The sequence below is a fragment of the Proteus sp. MB838 genome (assembly GCF_054767435.1).
This window is the reverse complement of the sequence record NZ_BAABMO010000032.1, coordinates 1-17,279: the sequence shown is the minus strand read 5'-3', so window position 1 is coordinate 17,279 and position 17,279 is coordinate 1. Positions and strand designations below refer to the sequence as shown.

Genomic DNA, 17,279 nt, shown 5'->3' with positions numbered 1-17,279 from the left:
TAATTCGTCATTATTATTTATTGTGTTTACGTCCATAGACCAACCAAGTGATCAGAACGCAGGCGATATAGAACAGAACGAAGATTTTCATTGCCCCAGCAGGTGAACCCGTCATCGCAAGGGATGTACCAAAGGCTTTAGGAATAAAGAAGCCACCAATCGCACCGATTGCAGAGATAAAACCCAATGCAGCTGCACTTTCTGTTACGGCTTCTTTTTGCGCAGCTTCATCTGAAGCCCCTTGTGCCTTCATGCGATCAATAGTGATTTTTCTAAATACCACGGCAATCATTTGGAATGTTGAACCACTGCCTAGCCCTGCCGTTAAAAACAGCACCATAAACACGCCATAGAAAGCAATAAACGATCCACCAGCACCATTTTCCGGTAGGGTTAAGAACAGGAGCACTGAGAAAATAGCCATAATGATAAAGTTGATAAGCGTCACTTTAATGCCACCAAATTTATCAGATAGCGCACCTCCCACAGGGCGAGCTAATGCTCCAAGTAAAGGACCAAAGAAGGCATAATGTAAAATGACAATATCGGGGAACTGGGTTTTCGATAACATTGCAAACCCGGCAGAAAAGCCGATAAAAGAACCAAAAGAGCACAGATAGAGGATACTGAGTAACCAAAGATGACCACGTTTTAAAACAGGTAGCTGTTGACTTAAAGAAGCTTTATTAGCAGCCAGATCATTCATGCCAAACCAAGCCGCAAAGGTAAAGATAAGCAAGAAAGGTACCCAAATCCACGCCGCATTCTCTAGCCATAAACGTGAGCCATCAGGTTGAACGACACCGGGGCCACTAAACATAGCAAAAACGCCCACACTGACAACCAAAGGCGCGATTAATTGCATCACGCTGACACCTAAGTTACCCAGTCCGCCATTTAATCCTAATGCACCGCCTTGGTGTGCTTTAGGAAAAAAGAAGCTGATATTTGCCATACTCGATGCGAAGTTTGCACCAGCAAAACCACACAGCAGAGAGATAACGATAAAAGTGGAATAAGATGTCGTGAGATCTTGCACAGCAAACCCTAGCCAGAGACAAGGAATAATCAGAAATACCGTACTAATAGCCGTCCAACGACGACCACCAAAAATAGGAATAACAAAAGAGTAAGGGACACGTAGTAGCGCACCTGAAACAGAAGGTAGAGCAGTCAGCATAAAGAGCTGATCAGTGGTAAAATTAAAGCCAACCTTATTTAAATTGACAGCGACTGCACTAAATAGCATCCAGACGCAGAAGGATAGCAGTAGACAAGGAACAGAAATCCATAAATTACGCGATGCGATTTTTTGACCAGTTTTTTCCCAAAAAGCTTTATCTTCAGGATGCCAATTTTCGATCACCCCTTTTTTCATTTTTTCTGGGTGTTGAGAAAGTGCCATAACAACCTCGGTTAACGGTTAAATTGGCTTCTTTTTACGGTGAGATTGGTTTACGAGTCATGATCTGCATCAAGCAAGATTTTGTTTGATTTTTCATCTAAATCTATGTTTTATACCTAAGTATTAATAGGGTTACGTGACTATTTTAAATGTAAATCAATAAATTAGGTAAAATCACTTACTCTTTATTAAACACATTACAATACTTAGATATTTAGAGGTACTCCCTTTGGAGTATATGTTATTTAGCGGTTTTTTAAGGCAAGATAGACCAGATCAAACTGGGAATACATCATGAAAATGCACAACATTCAATGGCATTATCGCTTTTCAATTATTAATCAAATCGCTATTTTAATGTTGCTTTTCACACTATTTGGTGTGGTAGGTATGGCTATTTCTAACCACATTATTTTAAGCGTACAAGGCAATGCTCACGCCATTAATAAATCCGGCTCACTGCGCATGCAAAGCTATCGTTTACTCTCAGCCTTACCCCTTGATGATAAGCACCGTGATTATCTACAAGAATTAGAAAATGATTTAGATAGTAAAGAGTTACGTCAAGTATTAAGCACCTCATCACTGCAATCACAATATGTACAACTGACTCATTACTGGAAAGAGACATTAAAACCAACTTTGTCAGCAGCCAAACAGCCTAATGATGCGAAACAAGAAGTTATCTTTTTTGTTTCTCAACTCGATACATTAGTATCAAGTATTGACCAACTTACTGAACAAAAAATCCGCCTAGTCGCTTATACTCAACTTATCTTTACCGCTCTTACCTTATTACTGCTGTTTGGTTCTGTTTGGCATTTTCGTCGTCGCTTATTACTGCCTTGGCAACAATTGATGTCCATGGCTAATTCTATTGGACATGGTGATTTTTCAACTCGTTTTCGGCCTCGTCCTCACCATGATGAAATTGCCACACTAGGAATTGCACTTAACACCATGTCAGAAGAGCTATCGACGCTCTACAGTGAATTAGAACAACGAGTCATTGAAAAGACCCATGATTTACAACAAAAAAATAAGGTTCTCTCTTATCTTTATCACTCAAGTCAACAACTGCATTCCCAAACGCCACTTTGCGCTCGCTTAAGGCAGATCCTTGCAGAGCTACAGCATATTATTCCTGATAGCTATTTGCAGATCCGTCTATATGAAGATAATCAACATACATTATTTAATGAGATAAGCTTAGCCCCTTCCTCACGCCCTGAATATTGTCCAACGCCTGATTGTGAGCGTTGCAATGAAGATACCAGCATCACTACACCGTTAAATAATCGCTTATTACATTGGGAATTGACCGATCAGATCCACCGCTATGGTTTATTCGTAATGCAGCTACCGGAAAATAGTGTACTTACTGACGAACAGAATAATTTAATGCTCTTATTGACTAAGCAAATTTCCGCAATGCTTGCCATGGAGCAACAAAATGAACAGCAACAACAGCTATTATTAATGGATGAGCGTTCAGCGATTGCACGTGAATTACATGATTCGATTGCTCAATCGCTATCATGTTTAAAAATGCAGGTCAGTTATCTACAAATGCAATCGAAAACCTTGCCAGATAACTGTCAAAAACTACTAAAAGAGATGCGAGAAGAGCTAAATGTGGCTTATCGTCAGTTAAGAGAATTACTGACCACATTTCGCTTGAAATTGACAGAGCCTGGCTTATTAGCCGCATTAGAAAATACACTAAATGAATTTAATCAACGTTTAGGGTTTGCTATCCATTTTGATTATCAGTTACCTGCAAAATGTGTTAATTCACATCAAAGTATTCATGTGGTGCAAATTGTTCGTGAAGCATTAAATAATATTCTGCAACATGCGAATGCAAACTGGGCTGAAGTCGCATTAACACTTAATAATGGCATCGTTGAACTGCAAATTAATGATAATGGTGAAGGTGTTACGCCTAATCCCGAAAAGATAAATCACTACGGACTGATTATTATGCGTGAACGCGCGAATAGTCTGAATGGCTCTTATAGTATAAGGGTTCGCAAAGAAGGTGGAACGCAAGTATTTGTCACATTTCCGTTAATCACTACCCATAAAGATCCTATCGAAAAGGGAGCAAATCATAATGAATAATATGGGAGCAGTCGCAGACAAAGCGACTATTTTATTAATTGATGATCACCCGATGTTACGCAATGGTGTGAAACAACTTTTAAGTCTTGATACAACATTAACCGTCGTTGGTGAAGCTGGCGATGGTATTCAAGGGGTAAAATTAGCTGAAGAGTTAGATCCTGATTTAATCCTACTCGATCTCAATATGCCGGGTATGAATGGTTTTGAAACACTCGATCAATTGCGATTACGATCGCTATCTGGGCGGATCGTTGTGTTTAGTGTATCAAACTACAGTGATGATCTGATCACCGCCTTAAAACGAGGAGCGGATGGCTATCTCTTAAAAGACATGGAGCCAGAAGAGCTATTAGCCGCTTTAAAGCAAGCAGCCGCAGGGAAAATGGTGGTTAGCCCAACATTAACCCCCATTTTAGCGCAGTCGCTACGAGAAGATCGTTCTGAAGGTGAGCGGGATATAGACCAACTCACCCCACGAGAGCGCGATATTTTAAAGCTGATAGCACAAGGGCTATCCAATAAGATGATCGCACGTAAACTCGATATTACTGAAAGTACGGTTAAAGTACATGTCAAACATCTACTCAAAAAGATGAAATTAAAATCTCGTGTTGAAGTCGCGGTTTGGGTTCATCAACAACGTGTGGATTAATCAAAATTGGGCACAATGGGTTGGTGAATATTCATTAACTCCACCAATTCCTTTGCCCCTTTTTGTAGTGACTCGCCTTTTAACCACATTGCATGTACCGGTAAACGCAATTCATTTTTAGTATTTTTAAATTGCAATTGTTTTAATTTTCCCTTTTGTAACTGCGTATAAATCAGCGAATAAGGTAAATTCCCCCAGCCCATCCCCGCTTCAACCATACCTAATGCCATTTGAAAGCTATCTGTTTGCCAGTAATTAGTCGCCACTAAAGAGCGTACATCTCTTATCTCTTGAGTATGGCTGGCTATCATTATCTGTCTTACATTCACTAAATCTTCAATAAATACCCCTGCAGGGTGAGCAAGTGCAATATGACTTGCCGAAATTGTGGCAACTAATGACTCAGAGCCCAAATATTGAAATTGTTCATCGCCATTGACGTATAACCCACCATACACGAGACATAATTGGATTTTACGTGCGTGCAGCATCTCAATAATGTCATCTTGTGCCGCGGTTACTACATTCACTTTTAGTAAGGGGTAACGCTGTGTTAACTCAGATAATGCCGGTAATAAATAGTCGGGATTAATATCTGCCGCGACGCCAATATTTAATATACTTTCCAGATCCATTGAAAGCTCTTGTGCATGAACCTGTAATAGCTTTAATTGCTCAGCAATCATTCTGGCGTGAGGTTCAAGTGCTTTAGCTTTTTCTGTTGGCCGTGGCTCTCTCGATGAACGCTCAAACAGCGCATAACCTAATTCAGCCTCCATATTAGCAATCGCCATACTGACCGCAGAAGGAACACGTTTTAATGAACGCGCAGCCGCAGAAAAAGAGCCTTTATCCATAACGGCTAAAAATATCGCGATATGTTCACTTGAGAACTGCATGTTCACTCCTGATGTTTCAGTTAAATTGATATTAGCTAACTTTTTCTGTCACTATTACTGATTTATCTTACGATGCTTAACCACACTGATCCACAAAAAAAGAGAGTATCATGCAAGGTATTAAGCGAAAAATTGTCTATGTTACCGCTTATGAAGTATTTGGTTGGGTTATCTCATCGGTAGGACTGGCGCTTTTAGCCGATAGTTCAACCGCTGTTACGGGGCCACTCGCACTCATTATTACCACTATCGCGGTAAGTTGGAATTTTATTTATAACTGTTTATTTGAATTTTGGGAGAGTCGACAAAAGTCGAGAATTCGCACCTTTAGACGCCGTCTTGCTCATGCGGTAGGTTTTCAGCTTACGTTGGTAGTTTACCTTATTCCGCTGATAGCTTGGTGGCTAGGGGTTTCATTATGGCAAGCACTGGTGATGGATTTTGCACTTATTATCATCATCCCTTGCTATACATTTGTCTATAACTGGGTATTTGACAAAATTTTTGGCTTACCAAAATCAGCATTGCCCGAAGATGTGCCTGTTGCTTAATAAAGTGATGTAGAAGTGATCGTTATTTCGATCACTTCTCTATTAGATAAATATCTTCTAACGCAAATTGTTCAATCCCACCTTCTAATTCACAACGCCCTAACCCAATATTTTTATCATCTGCCGTCGTCCTTCTTAGCAATTTACCGGTCACTTGTGATAATGCGCTATCTAACTCCAACACACGATAATATTCCTTCATATAGCTCTCTTCACCCAATGCCATATAAACCAAAAACTCATCGCCGACTTTAATGTTCATGATTATTACCATTGATACTTTTAATAAGTTGCATAAATTCCCAATGAATTTAATAAATCTACATCAATTAATACATTAGCGGGTAATTTTGCATCTCTTCTATAGTTACGTATAGATTGACGTGTTGTTGGCCCCATAATACCATCAATGATCCCATTAAAATAATGTCTTTCAAATAGGGCATATTGTACCCTCATTATCAGGCGCTTTTTTTGTTCCTGATTAACATTAGAATTCTTAACTGCTTGTGAAAAATCATTATTAGATAAATTAGAAGTTGTTCTATTGGTTGTTTGTGGTTGAGAATAACTTTGTGTAGAAGGGGTACTTCGATAATATCCTCCCCCAGATGAAGAGCGATGAGAGCTATGACTACGATGGCTTCGATGAGAACTATGGCTTCTATGCCCTGCTATATAAAACGGTGTTTCTGTATTTAAAGGAGCAAACACGAGATCTTCAGGTTCAAATGTTAATTCAGAATTAGGTAGCCCTGTTGAACTAGCAACAGCTTGACTATTTAACGTTAAAAAACCAGGTAATAGTGCTGCTAAACTCCACTTTTTCATAATATCGCCCTCGCTGTTTGATGATATTTTCCATATGAAGAACTAAAATATCCACCACAATGACTCTTCATTTTACATTGGTCACATTCATTCGGATAATAATTCTTCCAATCAGAAATAGATTGAATAGTATATTTCCATAAACTATTAGGTAAATGACATAAAGGATAATTAAATAAAGCTATAGGTAATTGACTAATATCAGCCATGTTGATAGCAAGATTCAGATTTTCTATATATTTATCTGGTGAGATATATAAATTATCCCAATTTTTTTTAGCCCACCCAACGGGTTCAAGATTCATAATAGAAATTTGATTAATATTTGAGAACACTCTAGCACATAATTCAACAATATTATGAAAGTGAAGATAATTTATTTTTGTTGGGATTATTCTCAATTCAATATTAATGCCTAAATTACCTGCATTTACTATTCCCATAATTGTTTCTTCATATGCACCATTATGCCCAACTAACTCATCATGAATTTCTTTATGAGATGAATAAAGAGGGATCCCAAATGAAATATTCATATCTTTTGCTTCAGATAATAATTTCTTTGTAAAATAAATATCAGAAAACCTTCGCCCATTCGTTAATACATGTAAAACGGTCCTCGGTGCCAATCTTTTTATTTCTCTAATAAAATCAATAAATTTATTGCCATAAAGTAAAGGCTCTCCACCACTAATTCCAATAACACCATCGAAATTAAAAGCAGCAATCGCAAGTAGAGCATCATCTAAAAGCCAAGAATCATCTCTATTTTTAGGGGGCTGAGAACAAAATTGACATAAATTATTACAACGCTCAGTAACAAGTAACGTATTATGATTTGCCTTGCGAGATAAAATAACTCTAATTCTACTATTTGAAACAGATATAATATCACCATTTTCAATACTATTATAAAGTTCACTATCTGCTATTATATATTTTGCACCGTTACAGAGTGTCGACGATAAAATTTTTCCTTCTTGTTGAACAAGAATATTATCTAAATAGAATGTAGGATCTACCAGTCTATCTTTAAATATTTGATAGTAGCCATTGTCTAATTTACTTCTAATATCGAATAAATCTTTCCTAATAACCTCAAGCATAAATCCAACTTTTTAGTAATGTAGCCCCTGCATTATCTTCATCAATTTTTTTTACTAGTAGTTTAAACATCCCTTTATGATAAAGACAAAATCGTGAAAGACTTTTATTTCCAACCGGCTCACCAAATAAACTGATATTTTGACAAGGGTCAACGCCACAATATGGCTGAAAAGCACAAGTTTCACAACCAACATGTAGCATGTTAAATGAATTAGAAAGTAAATTATTATAGATAGTGTTTTTATTAAATGATAACGAATCAAAGTCACCTAAAGAAAAGTCAATATCAGAGTATACCTGCTGAAGCATTCTTAATTCGTCACTTCCATATACTTTCCCATCATAATTGAATAATAAGCTATTAAATACTATACCACTAGGGGATTTTAAATCAGCATACCCACAAAAACCAGGATTATATAATCTTTTTATATGTATAGCACCAGAATGCTCAACAAAAGGAAACCCTTTTTTATTTTCCTCGAAAATAATATCTAATAATTTTTCATAAAAATTAATATACTCAGATATTGTGTAGCTTTCTTTTTTCTCAGCAAATCCATAAGGGCTTATAGGCCTAATAAAAAGATCAAATACATCTAATTCAAAATGAGCATCAATCAGTGATTGAGGATTATGAAGCAATTCCTTTGTTACTGTAGTAACTGTTGAAACTCTATCGCGACCTAATCTATGTTGTAGTTTTTTTATATTTTCTGTGATTATTTGAAATGAGTTCTTTGTAGGTAATATCCTGTTTTTATTATGCACATATTCATTCCCATCTAAAGATACTGAGTAGATTACAGGTTTTTCTTCTGACCATTCAATCATTTCATCTGTGAGTAATGAAAGGCTTGAAGTAATTACAAACTCAATATTCTCTTGACCAAGTTGGAATACTGCCTCATTATATATTTTTTTGATTAAATCAAATCTTATTAAAGGCTCACCACCTTGAATCTCTAGTTTATAGTTTTTTTTTGATATTCTTTTTATTAATGAAATTATTTTAGGGATATTCTTCTCATCTAAATCATAATGTTGTGCACTTATAGAGGCTCTACTAACTTGACAATACTTGCAAGTATGATCACAGCGTAATGTTGGAACAATCATAAATATCGGAGAAAATGTCATCTCTGACATTAATTTTTTTCCCAAACCCGATGCTATCATCATTTCAGAAAGTTGAATATCATCATTAGTAATAAATAACTTATTCCTAAGTATATTATTTAAGTTATCATTATTACTTTTACCAAAATCTATAATATTAGATAAATCCATCTGATTTAAGACATGGCTAAACCCTGCCAAATTACTGATAAAATACTTATTTTCATCAATTAATTCAAAATTAAATGGCAATAGTTTCATGTAATTAACCTTTCATTCATACTTGCAAGTACTTTATTAATAACAGATTCTCTAAATTTTCCTGTCTTTAATTCTATTATTTCTCTTAAAATATAATCATTCAGCAATTTATTAAATTCAAACAATACTGATTCATCATTATTTTTAAATGTTATTTTCCATTGTTCATCAGTTTCTTCTAGAAGCCAGTTACTATAAATAGACATCCAATATAAAGAATTTCTTATAACCCACTGAGAATAAATGGCTTTATCTAATATAATATCTCTCATTCTTATCTTCCCATCGAAATTCATAAGAATATTTTATATTTTTGTCCTATTAATGTCATTAATAAATGAGAAAAAATTTTTTCTTATTTTATTCAATATATTAGTTTCCAACTCATCATAATGATGCTGATCAGAATAAATAACAGAGTTAAATATTGAAAAAAGCGCTCAGATAAATACACCAGTAAATAGCGCGCTAAAGGAATCGAAATAAGTGATCCTAAACAAAGAATGATGGCCGTATGCACATCGGTATAGCCACCAGCACTATAAGCAATAGCAGAGCCACCTGACAAAATTGTAGTAATAAATATAGAACTACCGATCGCTTCCTTAATATTCATTTGTGCAAAACGCATAAGCACGGGTAAGACAACCAATCCCCCACCAACCCCCGTCGCCCCTAAGACAAATCCGGCACTCATACCGGGAACAAAAAGAGAACTCAGAGGAATTGATGAGCTAGGTGCCAATGATGATAACGGATGTGATGATGTGGATTTTTTGAATATTCGTTGTAAAAAAAGGAACATTGAAAAGATAATCGCCACAATCATCAGGATATTAATGCCTAATTCAACCTGCTCATAATATTGAGGTTGTGATCCCAACCAGGTTACCCCATAGCTGGCTAAAAATGTGGCCGGAAACATGATCCCTAAAATCAATAATGCTGGTTTTAATGGAATATTTCCTAAACGAAAATGAATATAAGAAGAGGAAATTTTCATTAACATCGATAATAAATTAGCGGTCGCCACTGCTGCTAATGCATTCATTCCAAATAAATAGATAAGCACAGGTAATAAGATAACACCACCCCCCACTCCCGTTGTGGTGATAACTAAACCTATAGCAGAACCAATAAGGAGTTGAGTGGCCAGTAGCATCTAATTTCCTTTTGTAGAAAACATATTCAGTTTCGATTATAAGCAAAATAACTTATAACAAAAAGGAATTAGATATAACAAATAAGAATATAAAGACAGTTATTATAAAAAAGCCTCTTATTGCTAAGAGGCTTACTCGATAATTGTTTGATAACTCAGCTAGTTAATCTCAGCTAATAGACTGTCTGCTGAAAAATAGTCACCGGCTTTCGCCTTTTGCTGCAATACACCATGACAGGTAGCAACTACCTGTACTTCCATTTTCATCGCCTCCATAATGGCAATAACATCCCCTTGATTGACTTTATCACCATCGGATAATAACCAACTATGTAATATCCCTGAAATCGGTGCAGTGACCGCATTTTCCCGCACCTGACACTCTTTGTGCTCGCTAATAGCCGTGGGTATAACGGCCGAGAGAGAAAGTAATTGTGCAGGTAGCGCTAATTGATGACGACGACCATCTATTTCAATAAAGGTACGTACTAGTGGTTCATTTTCTGCTGGTATACTACGAGGAAAATGACTGTTTTTTGCTTGAAAATCGCTTTCAATCCAACGAGTGTGAACACTGAAGTTATCAATAAAATCAGGATGTTCCATCATTTCGCGATGAAAAGGCAATACACTGGCTACGCCTGCGATGTTAAATTCAGCTAAAGCTCGGCGCGCTCTCGCAATGGCTTGTTCACGACTAGCCCCTGTCACAATAAGTTTTGCCATCATTGAATCAAATTGACGTGATACTTGGTCATTTTCCGCCACACCACTATCAACACGAACGCCCGGCCCAGCCGGTTGACTAAATTGGCTAATTAAACCGGGGGTGGGTAAAAAACCTTTTGCCGGATCTTCTGCATTGATCCTAAACTCAAAACTATGACCACGAGGCTCAGGGGTTTCATTAATACTTAACGGTAATCCCTCAGCAATACGCAATTGTTCAATCACTAAATCAATACCGGCTGTTTCTTCAGTCACCGGATGCTCTACTTGTAGACGTGTATTCACTTCAAGGAAAGAGATTGTCCCGTTCGCACTCAATAAAAATTCTACCGTCCCCGCACCGATATAACCTGCTTTAGCACAAATGTCTTTTGCTGATTGATGAATACGTTGCCGTTGTTCATCAGTTAAATAAGGGGCAGGGGCCTCTTCAATAAGTTTTTGATTACGGCGCTGTAATGAACAATCTCGTGTACCAACTACCACGACATTGCCTAATTTATCAGCAATAATTTGTGCCTCAATATGGCGAGGCTTATCAAGAAATTGCTCAACATAGCATTCACCACGACCAAATGCGGTTACTGCTTCTCTTACCGCTGAATGGTAAAGCTCTTCAATTTCTGCCATATGATGGGCAATTTTTAGGCCTCGTCCACCACCACCAAATGCCGCTTTAATGGCGATAGGCAAGCCATACTGTTTCGCAAAATCCAGAACCTCTTTAGCATCACTAACCGGATCAGCAGTACCATTCACCAATGGTGCACCTACGGATTGTGCAATTTTACGCGCTTGAACTTTATCCCCTAATACTTCGATAGTCTGTGGATCTGGGCCAATCCAAAGGAGTCCCGCTTGCTGTACCGCTTTAGCGAAATCAGCTCGCTCAGAAAGGAAGCCATAACCAGGGTGGATCATGGTGGCTTTGCTTTTATGGGCAATTTCAATGATTTTATCTATCGCTAAATAACTTTCTTTCGGTGAGTTACCCTTTAAACCATAGGCTTCATCTGCAAGACGCACATGTAATGCATCTATATCATCATCTGCATAAATAGCAATGGACGTTGCACCATAATCCTGACAAGCACGAATAATACGAACTGCGATTTCACCTCTGTTAGCAATCAACACTCGATGCTTCACTCGTTGCTTTTGGTTAGTTGTTATCATGAGTGGCATACTCCTATCAATATTCTTGAAATAAAGTAATTGGGTTAAAACGAATTTTAGCGTTAATAGGGATTTGCCCCGCCAATGACAGATGGTATTCGGCAACTGCCCCAATTACGGGGTATCCTCCAGTGAGAGGGTGATCATGAAGAAATAATACCGGTTGACCATTAATCGGTACTTGTATGGCGCCAATGCAAGTTCCTTCACTCGATAACTCTTGTTGTTGCTGACGTTCAAGCGATTTATCCCCCAATAGACGTAATCCGATACGGTTAGATTGTGGTGTCACTTGCCATAATTGTGAGGTTAATGTTTTTATCGCATCTTCTGTAAACCAATCCGTACGAGGCCCTAACACAATATCAAGGGTAACGATATCCTCTTGCTTTGGTAAACTGAAACTCGGTTGCTCTTGGCTAATAATGCCCGTTGATGCGTTATCATCGTTTAGATGAAGAATATCGCCATTTTGTAAGGCTCGAGGGCCAATCTGAGCTAAAGTATCAAACGCATAACTACCTAACACTGGGCTTAATTCAAAACCCCCTCTCACTGCCAGATAACTACGAACCCCCGCTGTAGGTATTCCTACTGTGATTTCATCTCCACTACGTATATCAATAGTTTGATAGGTAGAAAAAAAGGCTATATCTCCGGTCGTTTGTTTTAAGCTAATCGTACAATCTGCACCTGACAGCGCTATGACACAGTCTTGTTGCGCTTTTAGTATTAATCCACCTTGTGTTATTTCTAATGCTGCTAATGAAGGCGGGTTTCCCACTAAGCGATTCGCTGCATGTAACGCACATTTATCAAGTGCTCCTGATGCACTAACCCCCATTGATGCAGCACCTAAACGCCCTTCATCTTGAAATAAGGTTTGTAGACCTGCGGAAATAACATATAGCCCTTTATCCTTGTTAAAGGATAAAGCATTAATAGATTGTTTTTTCTCAGGTAATGAAACCGTCACTGGCGCTTTTTGTACATCAACAAACTGTACAGTATCACCAGGTAATAAAAATGCCGGCTGTTCACGTGAGAGATCCCACATTTTTATCTCTGTAGTACCAATTAATTGCCAGCCACCAGGGCTTTGCTGTGGGTAAACACCGCTAAATTCTCCCGCTAATCCTACAGAGCCTGCAGGGATACGTGTACGTGGTGTTTTACGTCGAGGAACATAAAGCTCAGTTTTATCAGCAATTAAATAAGCAAATCCCGGTGCAAACCCCGTAAAAGCGACTTGATAAGTTTGTTCTGTGTGTCTGCGGATCACCTCTGTCGCAGTGATCCCCAATAATTCAGCCACCTCATGCAGATCTTCTCCTTGATAATGAACGGGGATTGTTAATAAGTGACTTTGACGCATCGCGATCGCTTTTATCTCGATATTGCGCAATATTGCCACTAACTCTTTCGCCGTAATTAACCAAGGTACATATTGGATCAATAGTGTTTTTGCCGCTGGAACAATATCTTCTATCTCAGCAATATTGGCTTGCTTAATTGCTTCATAAAACGCCAATGTCTCTTTTAATGAAGTCAACTCAACTAATATGTGAGATAAATTAACAGGTAAAAAGCGCAAAATACGCCTCCCTTTTATTGCCAATAACGGATCGGGCGGCTGCTGTAATAGCATCAGGCGTTGCATGCATAAAATAAGTCATTACGCCTCCTTTATTCCTATTGCAGATGTGAAAGGTTTTATCGCAATACCGTGTGTTATTAAGATCTCTTTGACACTTTTTGCGAGATTAACCGCATCAGGACTATCACCATGAACACAAATAGAATCCGCCTGTATAGCAGTAAAAGTACCCTCTATCGATTCAACGCCCCCTTTTTGTACTAGCTTTAACATACGCTGAGCCACCAATTGAGGATCGTGTAATACAGCCCCCTCTTGTTTGCGCGAAACAAGTGTGCCATCAGCATGATAAGCTCTATCAGCAAAAGCTTCGGCAACAACATGTAATCCTTTCTCTTTCGCAAGTGTGATCAACGGCGATCCCGCTAAAGCCACTAATATAAGTTGTGGATCAATAGCTAAAATAGCTTCAATAACCGCTAATGCTTGGCGTTTATCATGAGCAATGGTGTTATAAAGCGCACCATGAGGTTTAACATAAGTCACCTTCATACCGACAGCTTTTGCTAAACCTTGCAAAGCGCCAATTTGATAAATGACATCAGCGGTTAATTCATCACTGGCAATATCCATATTACGTCGCCCAAAACCCACTAAGTCAGGATAAGCAACATGAGCACCTATCGCGACTTGATGCTGTTTCGCTGCTTTTAATGTTTTTAAAATGCCTTCTGGTGAACCGGCATGAAAACCACAAGCAATATTGGCACTGCTGACAATTTCAAGCACTGCAGCATCATTGCCCATACGCCATTGACCAAAGCTTTCACCTAAATCACTATTTAAATCTACCGCTTTTATCATCGTTATTATTCTCTTAAGCAATATTGAGGTAATTGAAAATAGCGCCAACAGACATGATCCCCATATACCAAGTCAAAGCGCAGACTAAAATTGCCGACCATTGCAACCACATTGGATATTTATAGCCATTCATAAGATCTTGACGACGCCATGCAACAAAAATAAATAACGTCATACCAATAGGTAAAATCAATCCGTTGAAGCCACCAGCAAAGACTAATAAGGCAGCAGGAGCTGTTCCCATAACCATATAAATTGCCAATGAAATAGCGATAAAAATAATAGTAGCAATATTGCGTTGACGCTCTGTAATACCCTTTTTAAACACGGTTATAAACGACATAGACGTATAAGCAGCACCAATCACACTAGTCAACGCAGCTGCCCATAAAATAAGACCAAAAATTCGTAGTCCAGTTAAGCCCGCTGCATGTTGGAATGCTTGAGAAGCAGGATTAGCCGCATGGCTGGAAATATCTAGTGTCACTCCACTTGCGACAACACCTAAAATTGCTAAAAATAGGATATAACGCATTAATCCAACCACTAATATCCCTTTAGTTGCCGCGCTAGATACCGCATCGATATTTTCAATACCTGTTGTACCTTTATCGAGCAGACGATGTGCTCCTGCATAACAAATATAACCACCAACCGTACCTCCGACGATGGTTGTTATAGTGGCAAAATTAATCGTATTAGGCAGTACTGTTTGTTTTAATGCTTCACCTATAGGAGGATTGGACGCAAACATTACAAAAAGTGTTAATAAAATCATCACGATGCCAAGAACAATGATCATGCGATCAATAAAATGACTCGCTTTGCGTGAAGAGAAGATATAAATCGCCAGTAAAGCACTTAAAACCCCACCCCATTTAGGATCCAGTCCTACCATGGCATTAAGCCCTAAACCAGCCCCAGCAATATTACCGACATTGAATACCAAACCACCAAAAATAACCAATACAGCTAATAAGTATCCACTACCGGGAATTGCCTTATTCGCAATATCAGAAGCGCGCATGTTAGTCACGGTAATGACTCGCCAAATACTTTGTTGCACAACAAAGTCAATGACGATAGAAGCTAATATCCCAAATGCAAAGGCTGCTCCCATCGTCGCTGTAAAGGTAGCTGTTTGCGTAATAAAACCTGGACCAATTGCAGATGTAGCCATTAAAAAAATCGCTGCAATTAATGATGAACGCCTATTTTTTATAAATGATGGTGATGTTGTATTCACAGGATCTTGTGTAGCCATAACTGACCCCCTTTTATCATAATTATTTTAATTATTATTGCTTAGGTAAGTAGTAAGGCAATTAGCATGCCATTGTTGAGCACGAAGTAATAATTGTTAATCAATAGATATTAGATTGTTGAACAATTAATAATAATAGATGAATAAATAAGCAAATAGATTTAAATATGCGATGATAAAAGTGCCAACAAGATCTCATTTTTAACATTTTATTGACATTTGCGTGGGGGAGTAAAAAATAGATATGCCCCAAAATAGCGCATAAAAAAGAGTTATGCGCAAAATTGGTGCATACATTTTGGCATCAAATACAGTTGATAATATAAAAATTTATTAATGATTTTGTTAACTATTTTTAATAAAAACAAGGATAAAGAGAGTGAGGAAACTAGCACAGTTGTATATTAGAGGTTATATATTATATAGCTGACTGTTAGAATAGAGGCTTCTATTACGTTTATAGCAGAAGATAATGCAGAAAAAACATCACCACAGATCCTTTGCCAAAAAATCGCTGATATTATTCGCCAAAAAATTACTATCGGCGAATTACCTCCAGGAGAGAGGCTTTCAGAAGCTACTTTAAGCGAGCAGCTTGAAATATCTCGTAATACATTAAGAGAAGTATTTCGTATATTAACCCAAGAAGGCCTATTAACCTATAAACCTAATCGTGGTGTGTTTGTTTCTGTACCAGATATGGCATCAATTATGGATATTTATCGCGTAAGAAGGCTGATTGAATGTGATGCTTTACGACATGCCTATCCAATGCACCCAGCCATTTCCCGCATGCAAGATAACGTTAATCAAGCAAAAATGTTTCAACAACAAAAAGATTGGAATAGCGTTGGAACCTGTAATATGCATTTCCATACCGCTATCGTCGAGCTTTCTGATAGCCCTAGGTTATTTAAACAATATCAACTTATTTTAGCAGAATTACGATTAGCCTTTGGTTTACTCAATGATCCCCAGTTATTACATGCTCCTTATATTGAGAAGAATGAGCATATTTTAACGCTATTGATGAATGGGAAAGCGCAAGAAGCGGCAATCGAAATGGAAAGTTATTTAGAAATATCCGAGCGAACCGTATTAGCCGCTTTTTCTCGCCACAACATCTGTTAATATCAACGAAAAATAGATAGTAAAATTGCCCTCATCTAGAGCATGCTTAAATTTACAGGATTAGTTTTCAAACGCAAAAAAAGCCAACCCATTGGGTTGGCTTTCTCGTCTTATTTAATGCTTGGCAGTTCCCTACTCTCACATGGGGAGACCCCACACTACCATCGGCGCTACGGCGTTTCACTTCTGAGTTCGGCATGGGATCAGGTGGGACCACCGCGCTATGGCCGCCAAGCAAATTCGGTTTTAATCACTCGCTTCCTTCCTTTCGGTAAGTCGCCAGTAATTCAATCTTGAACAAGCTGACTTCATTGTTTCGTCTCTCTGACAAAACACTTTCGGTGTTGTCAGGTTAAGCCTCACGGTTCATTAGTACTGGTTAGCTCAACGTATCGCTACGCTTA

Annotated in this window: 16 protein-coding genes and 1 rRNA gene; 4 read left to right on the top strand and 13 right to left on the bottom strand. The window is 38.0% G+C overall.

From position 1 onward, the window contains the following. Positions 1–13: 13 nt before the first annotated feature. A complete protein-coding gene (locus ACYUCW_RS13635; RefSeq protein ID WP_004245428.1) occupies positions 14–1,405 on the bottom strand; it encodes a NarK family nitrate/nitrite MFS transporter in 1,392 nt (463 codons plus the stop codon). A gap of 294 nt (positions 1,406–1,699) precedes the next feature. On the opposite strand from ACYUCW_RS13635, the gene narX reads away from it, so the two are divergent. Then, complete coding sequence (narX, locus tag ACYUCW_RS13630; RefSeq protein ID WP_460408794.1) at positions 1,700–3,529, top strand: nitrate/nitrite two-component system sensor histidine kinase NarX; 1,830 nt, start codon at positions 1,700–1,702, stop codon at positions 3,527–3,529. 1 nt (position 3,530) lies between these two features. Further along, the gene (narL, locus tag ACYUCW_RS13625) at positions 3,531–4,184 is read left to right on the top strand and encodes a two-component system response regulator NarL (RefSeq protein ID WP_369744359.1); all 654 of its coding nucleotides are present in this window, start codon (positions 3,531–3,533) and stop codon (positions 4,182–4,184) included. Here the strand turns inward: narL and ACYUCW_RS13620 are convergent. Beyond that, positions 4,181–5,083 (bottom strand): LysR family transcriptional regulator, encoded by a 903-nt coding sequence (locus tag ACYUCW_RS13620; RefSeq protein WP_004248858.1) that lies wholly within the window; start codon positions 5,081–5,083, stop codon positions 4,181–4,183. The two genes, narL and ACYUCW_RS13620, sit on opposite strands and share 4 nt — an antisense overlap. A gap of 110 nt (positions 5,084–5,193) precedes the next feature. On the opposite strand from ACYUCW_RS13620, the gene ACYUCW_RS13615 reads away from it, so the two are divergent. Beyond that, positions 5,194–5,634: a PACE efflux transporter gene (locus ACYUCW_RS13615; RefSeq protein ID WP_004245432.1), complete on the top strand. Its 441-nt coding sequence runs from the start codon at positions 5,194–5,196 to the stop codon at positions 5,632–5,634. A gap of 31 nt (positions 5,635–5,665) precedes the next feature. Here ACYUCW_RS13615 and ACYUCW_RS13610 read toward each other — a convergent pair whose 3' ends face one another. From ACYUCW_RS13610 to ACYUCW_RS13565, 10 genes are all read right to left on the bottom strand, one after another. After that, positions 5,666–5,896, bottom strand: coding sequence for a hypothetical protein (locus ACYUCW_RS13610; protein WP_004252797.1), 231 nt, complete (start codon positions 5,894–5,896; stop codon positions 5,666–5,668). A gap of 20 nt (positions 5,897–5,916) precedes the next feature. After that, on the bottom strand, positions 5,917–6,465 hold the full coding sequence (gene hxsA / locus ACYUCW_RS13605) for a His-Xaa-Ser repeat protein HxsA (protein ID WP_012368804.1): 549 nt from the start codon (positions 6,463–6,465) through the stop codon (positions 5,917–5,919). After that, entirely contained in the window at positions 6,462–7,571 is a 1,110-nt protein-coding gene (hxsC, locus tag ACYUCW_RS13600; RefSeq protein ID WP_012368803.1) for a His-Xaa-Ser system radical SAM maturase HxsC, read from the bottom strand. The genes hxsA and hxsC overlap by 4 nt, the downstream gene beginning before the upstream one ends. After that, positions 7,564–8,952: a His-Xaa-Ser system radical SAM maturase HxsB gene (hxsB, locus tag ACYUCW_RS13595; protein ID WP_017827249.1), complete on the bottom strand. Its 1,389-nt coding sequence runs from the start codon at positions 8,950–8,952 to the stop codon at positions 7,564–7,566. Before hxsB ends, hxsC begins: the two co-directional genes overlap by 8 nt. Next, on the bottom strand, positions 8,949–9,224 hold the full coding sequence (gene hxsD, locus ACYUCW_RS13590) for a His-Xaa-Ser system protein HxsD (RefSeq protein ID WP_026164624.1): 276 nt from the start codon (positions 9,222–9,224) through the stop codon (positions 8,949–8,951). Before hxsD ends, hxsB begins: the two co-directional genes overlap by 4 nt. A 92-nt stretch (positions 9,225–9,316) precedes the next feature. Further along, a complete protein-coding gene (locus tag ACYUCW_RS13585) occupies positions 9,317–10,114 on the bottom strand; it encodes a sulfite exporter TauE/SafE family protein (protein ID WP_063109097.1) in 798 nt (265 codons plus the stop codon). 159 nt (positions 10,115–10,273) lie between these two features. Continuing rightward, entirely contained in the window at positions 10,274–12,019 is a 1,746-nt protein-coding gene (locus ACYUCW_RS13580) for an acetyl/propionyl/methylcrotonyl-CoA carboxylase subunit alpha (protein ID WP_036900660.1), read from the bottom strand. Positions 12,020–12,035: 16 nt separating this feature from the next. After that, on the bottom strand, positions 12,036–13,613 hold the full coding sequence (locus tag ACYUCW_RS13575) for a 5-oxoprolinase subunit B/C family protein (protein ID WP_004252802.1): 1,578 nt from the start codon (positions 13,611–13,613) through the stop codon (positions 12,036–12,038). Positions 13,614–13,694: 81 nt separating this feature from the next. Then, positions 13,695–14,480 carry a LamB/YcsF family protein gene (locus tag ACYUCW_RS13570; protein WP_004248853.1) on the bottom strand — a complete coding sequence of 262 codons (786 nt, stop codon included), beginning with the start codon at positions 14,478–14,480 and terminating at the stop codon, positions 13,695–13,697. Positions 14,481–14,493: 13 nt separating this feature from the next. Beyond that, positions 14,494–15,744, bottom strand: a complete 1,251-nt coding sequence (locus ACYUCW_RS13565) for an NRAMP family divalent metal transporter (protein ID WP_004245440.1) — start codon at positions 15,742–15,744, stop codon at positions 14,494–14,496. Positions 15,745–16,203: 459 nt separating this feature from the next. Between ACYUCW_RS13565 and ACYUCW_RS13560 the strand changes: the two genes are divergently transcribed. Next, a complete protein-coding gene (locus ACYUCW_RS13560; protein ID WP_460408805.1) occupies positions 16,204–16,875 on the top strand; it encodes a GntR family transcriptional regulator in 672 nt (223 codons plus the stop codon). Between the two features lie 119 nt (positions 16,876–16,994). Here the strand turns inward: ACYUCW_RS13560 and rrf are convergent. Beyond that, positions 16,995–17,110 (bottom strand): 5S ribosomal RNA (gene rrf, locus ACYUCW_RS13555). Between the last annotated feature and the right edge of the window lie 169 nt (positions 17,111–17,279).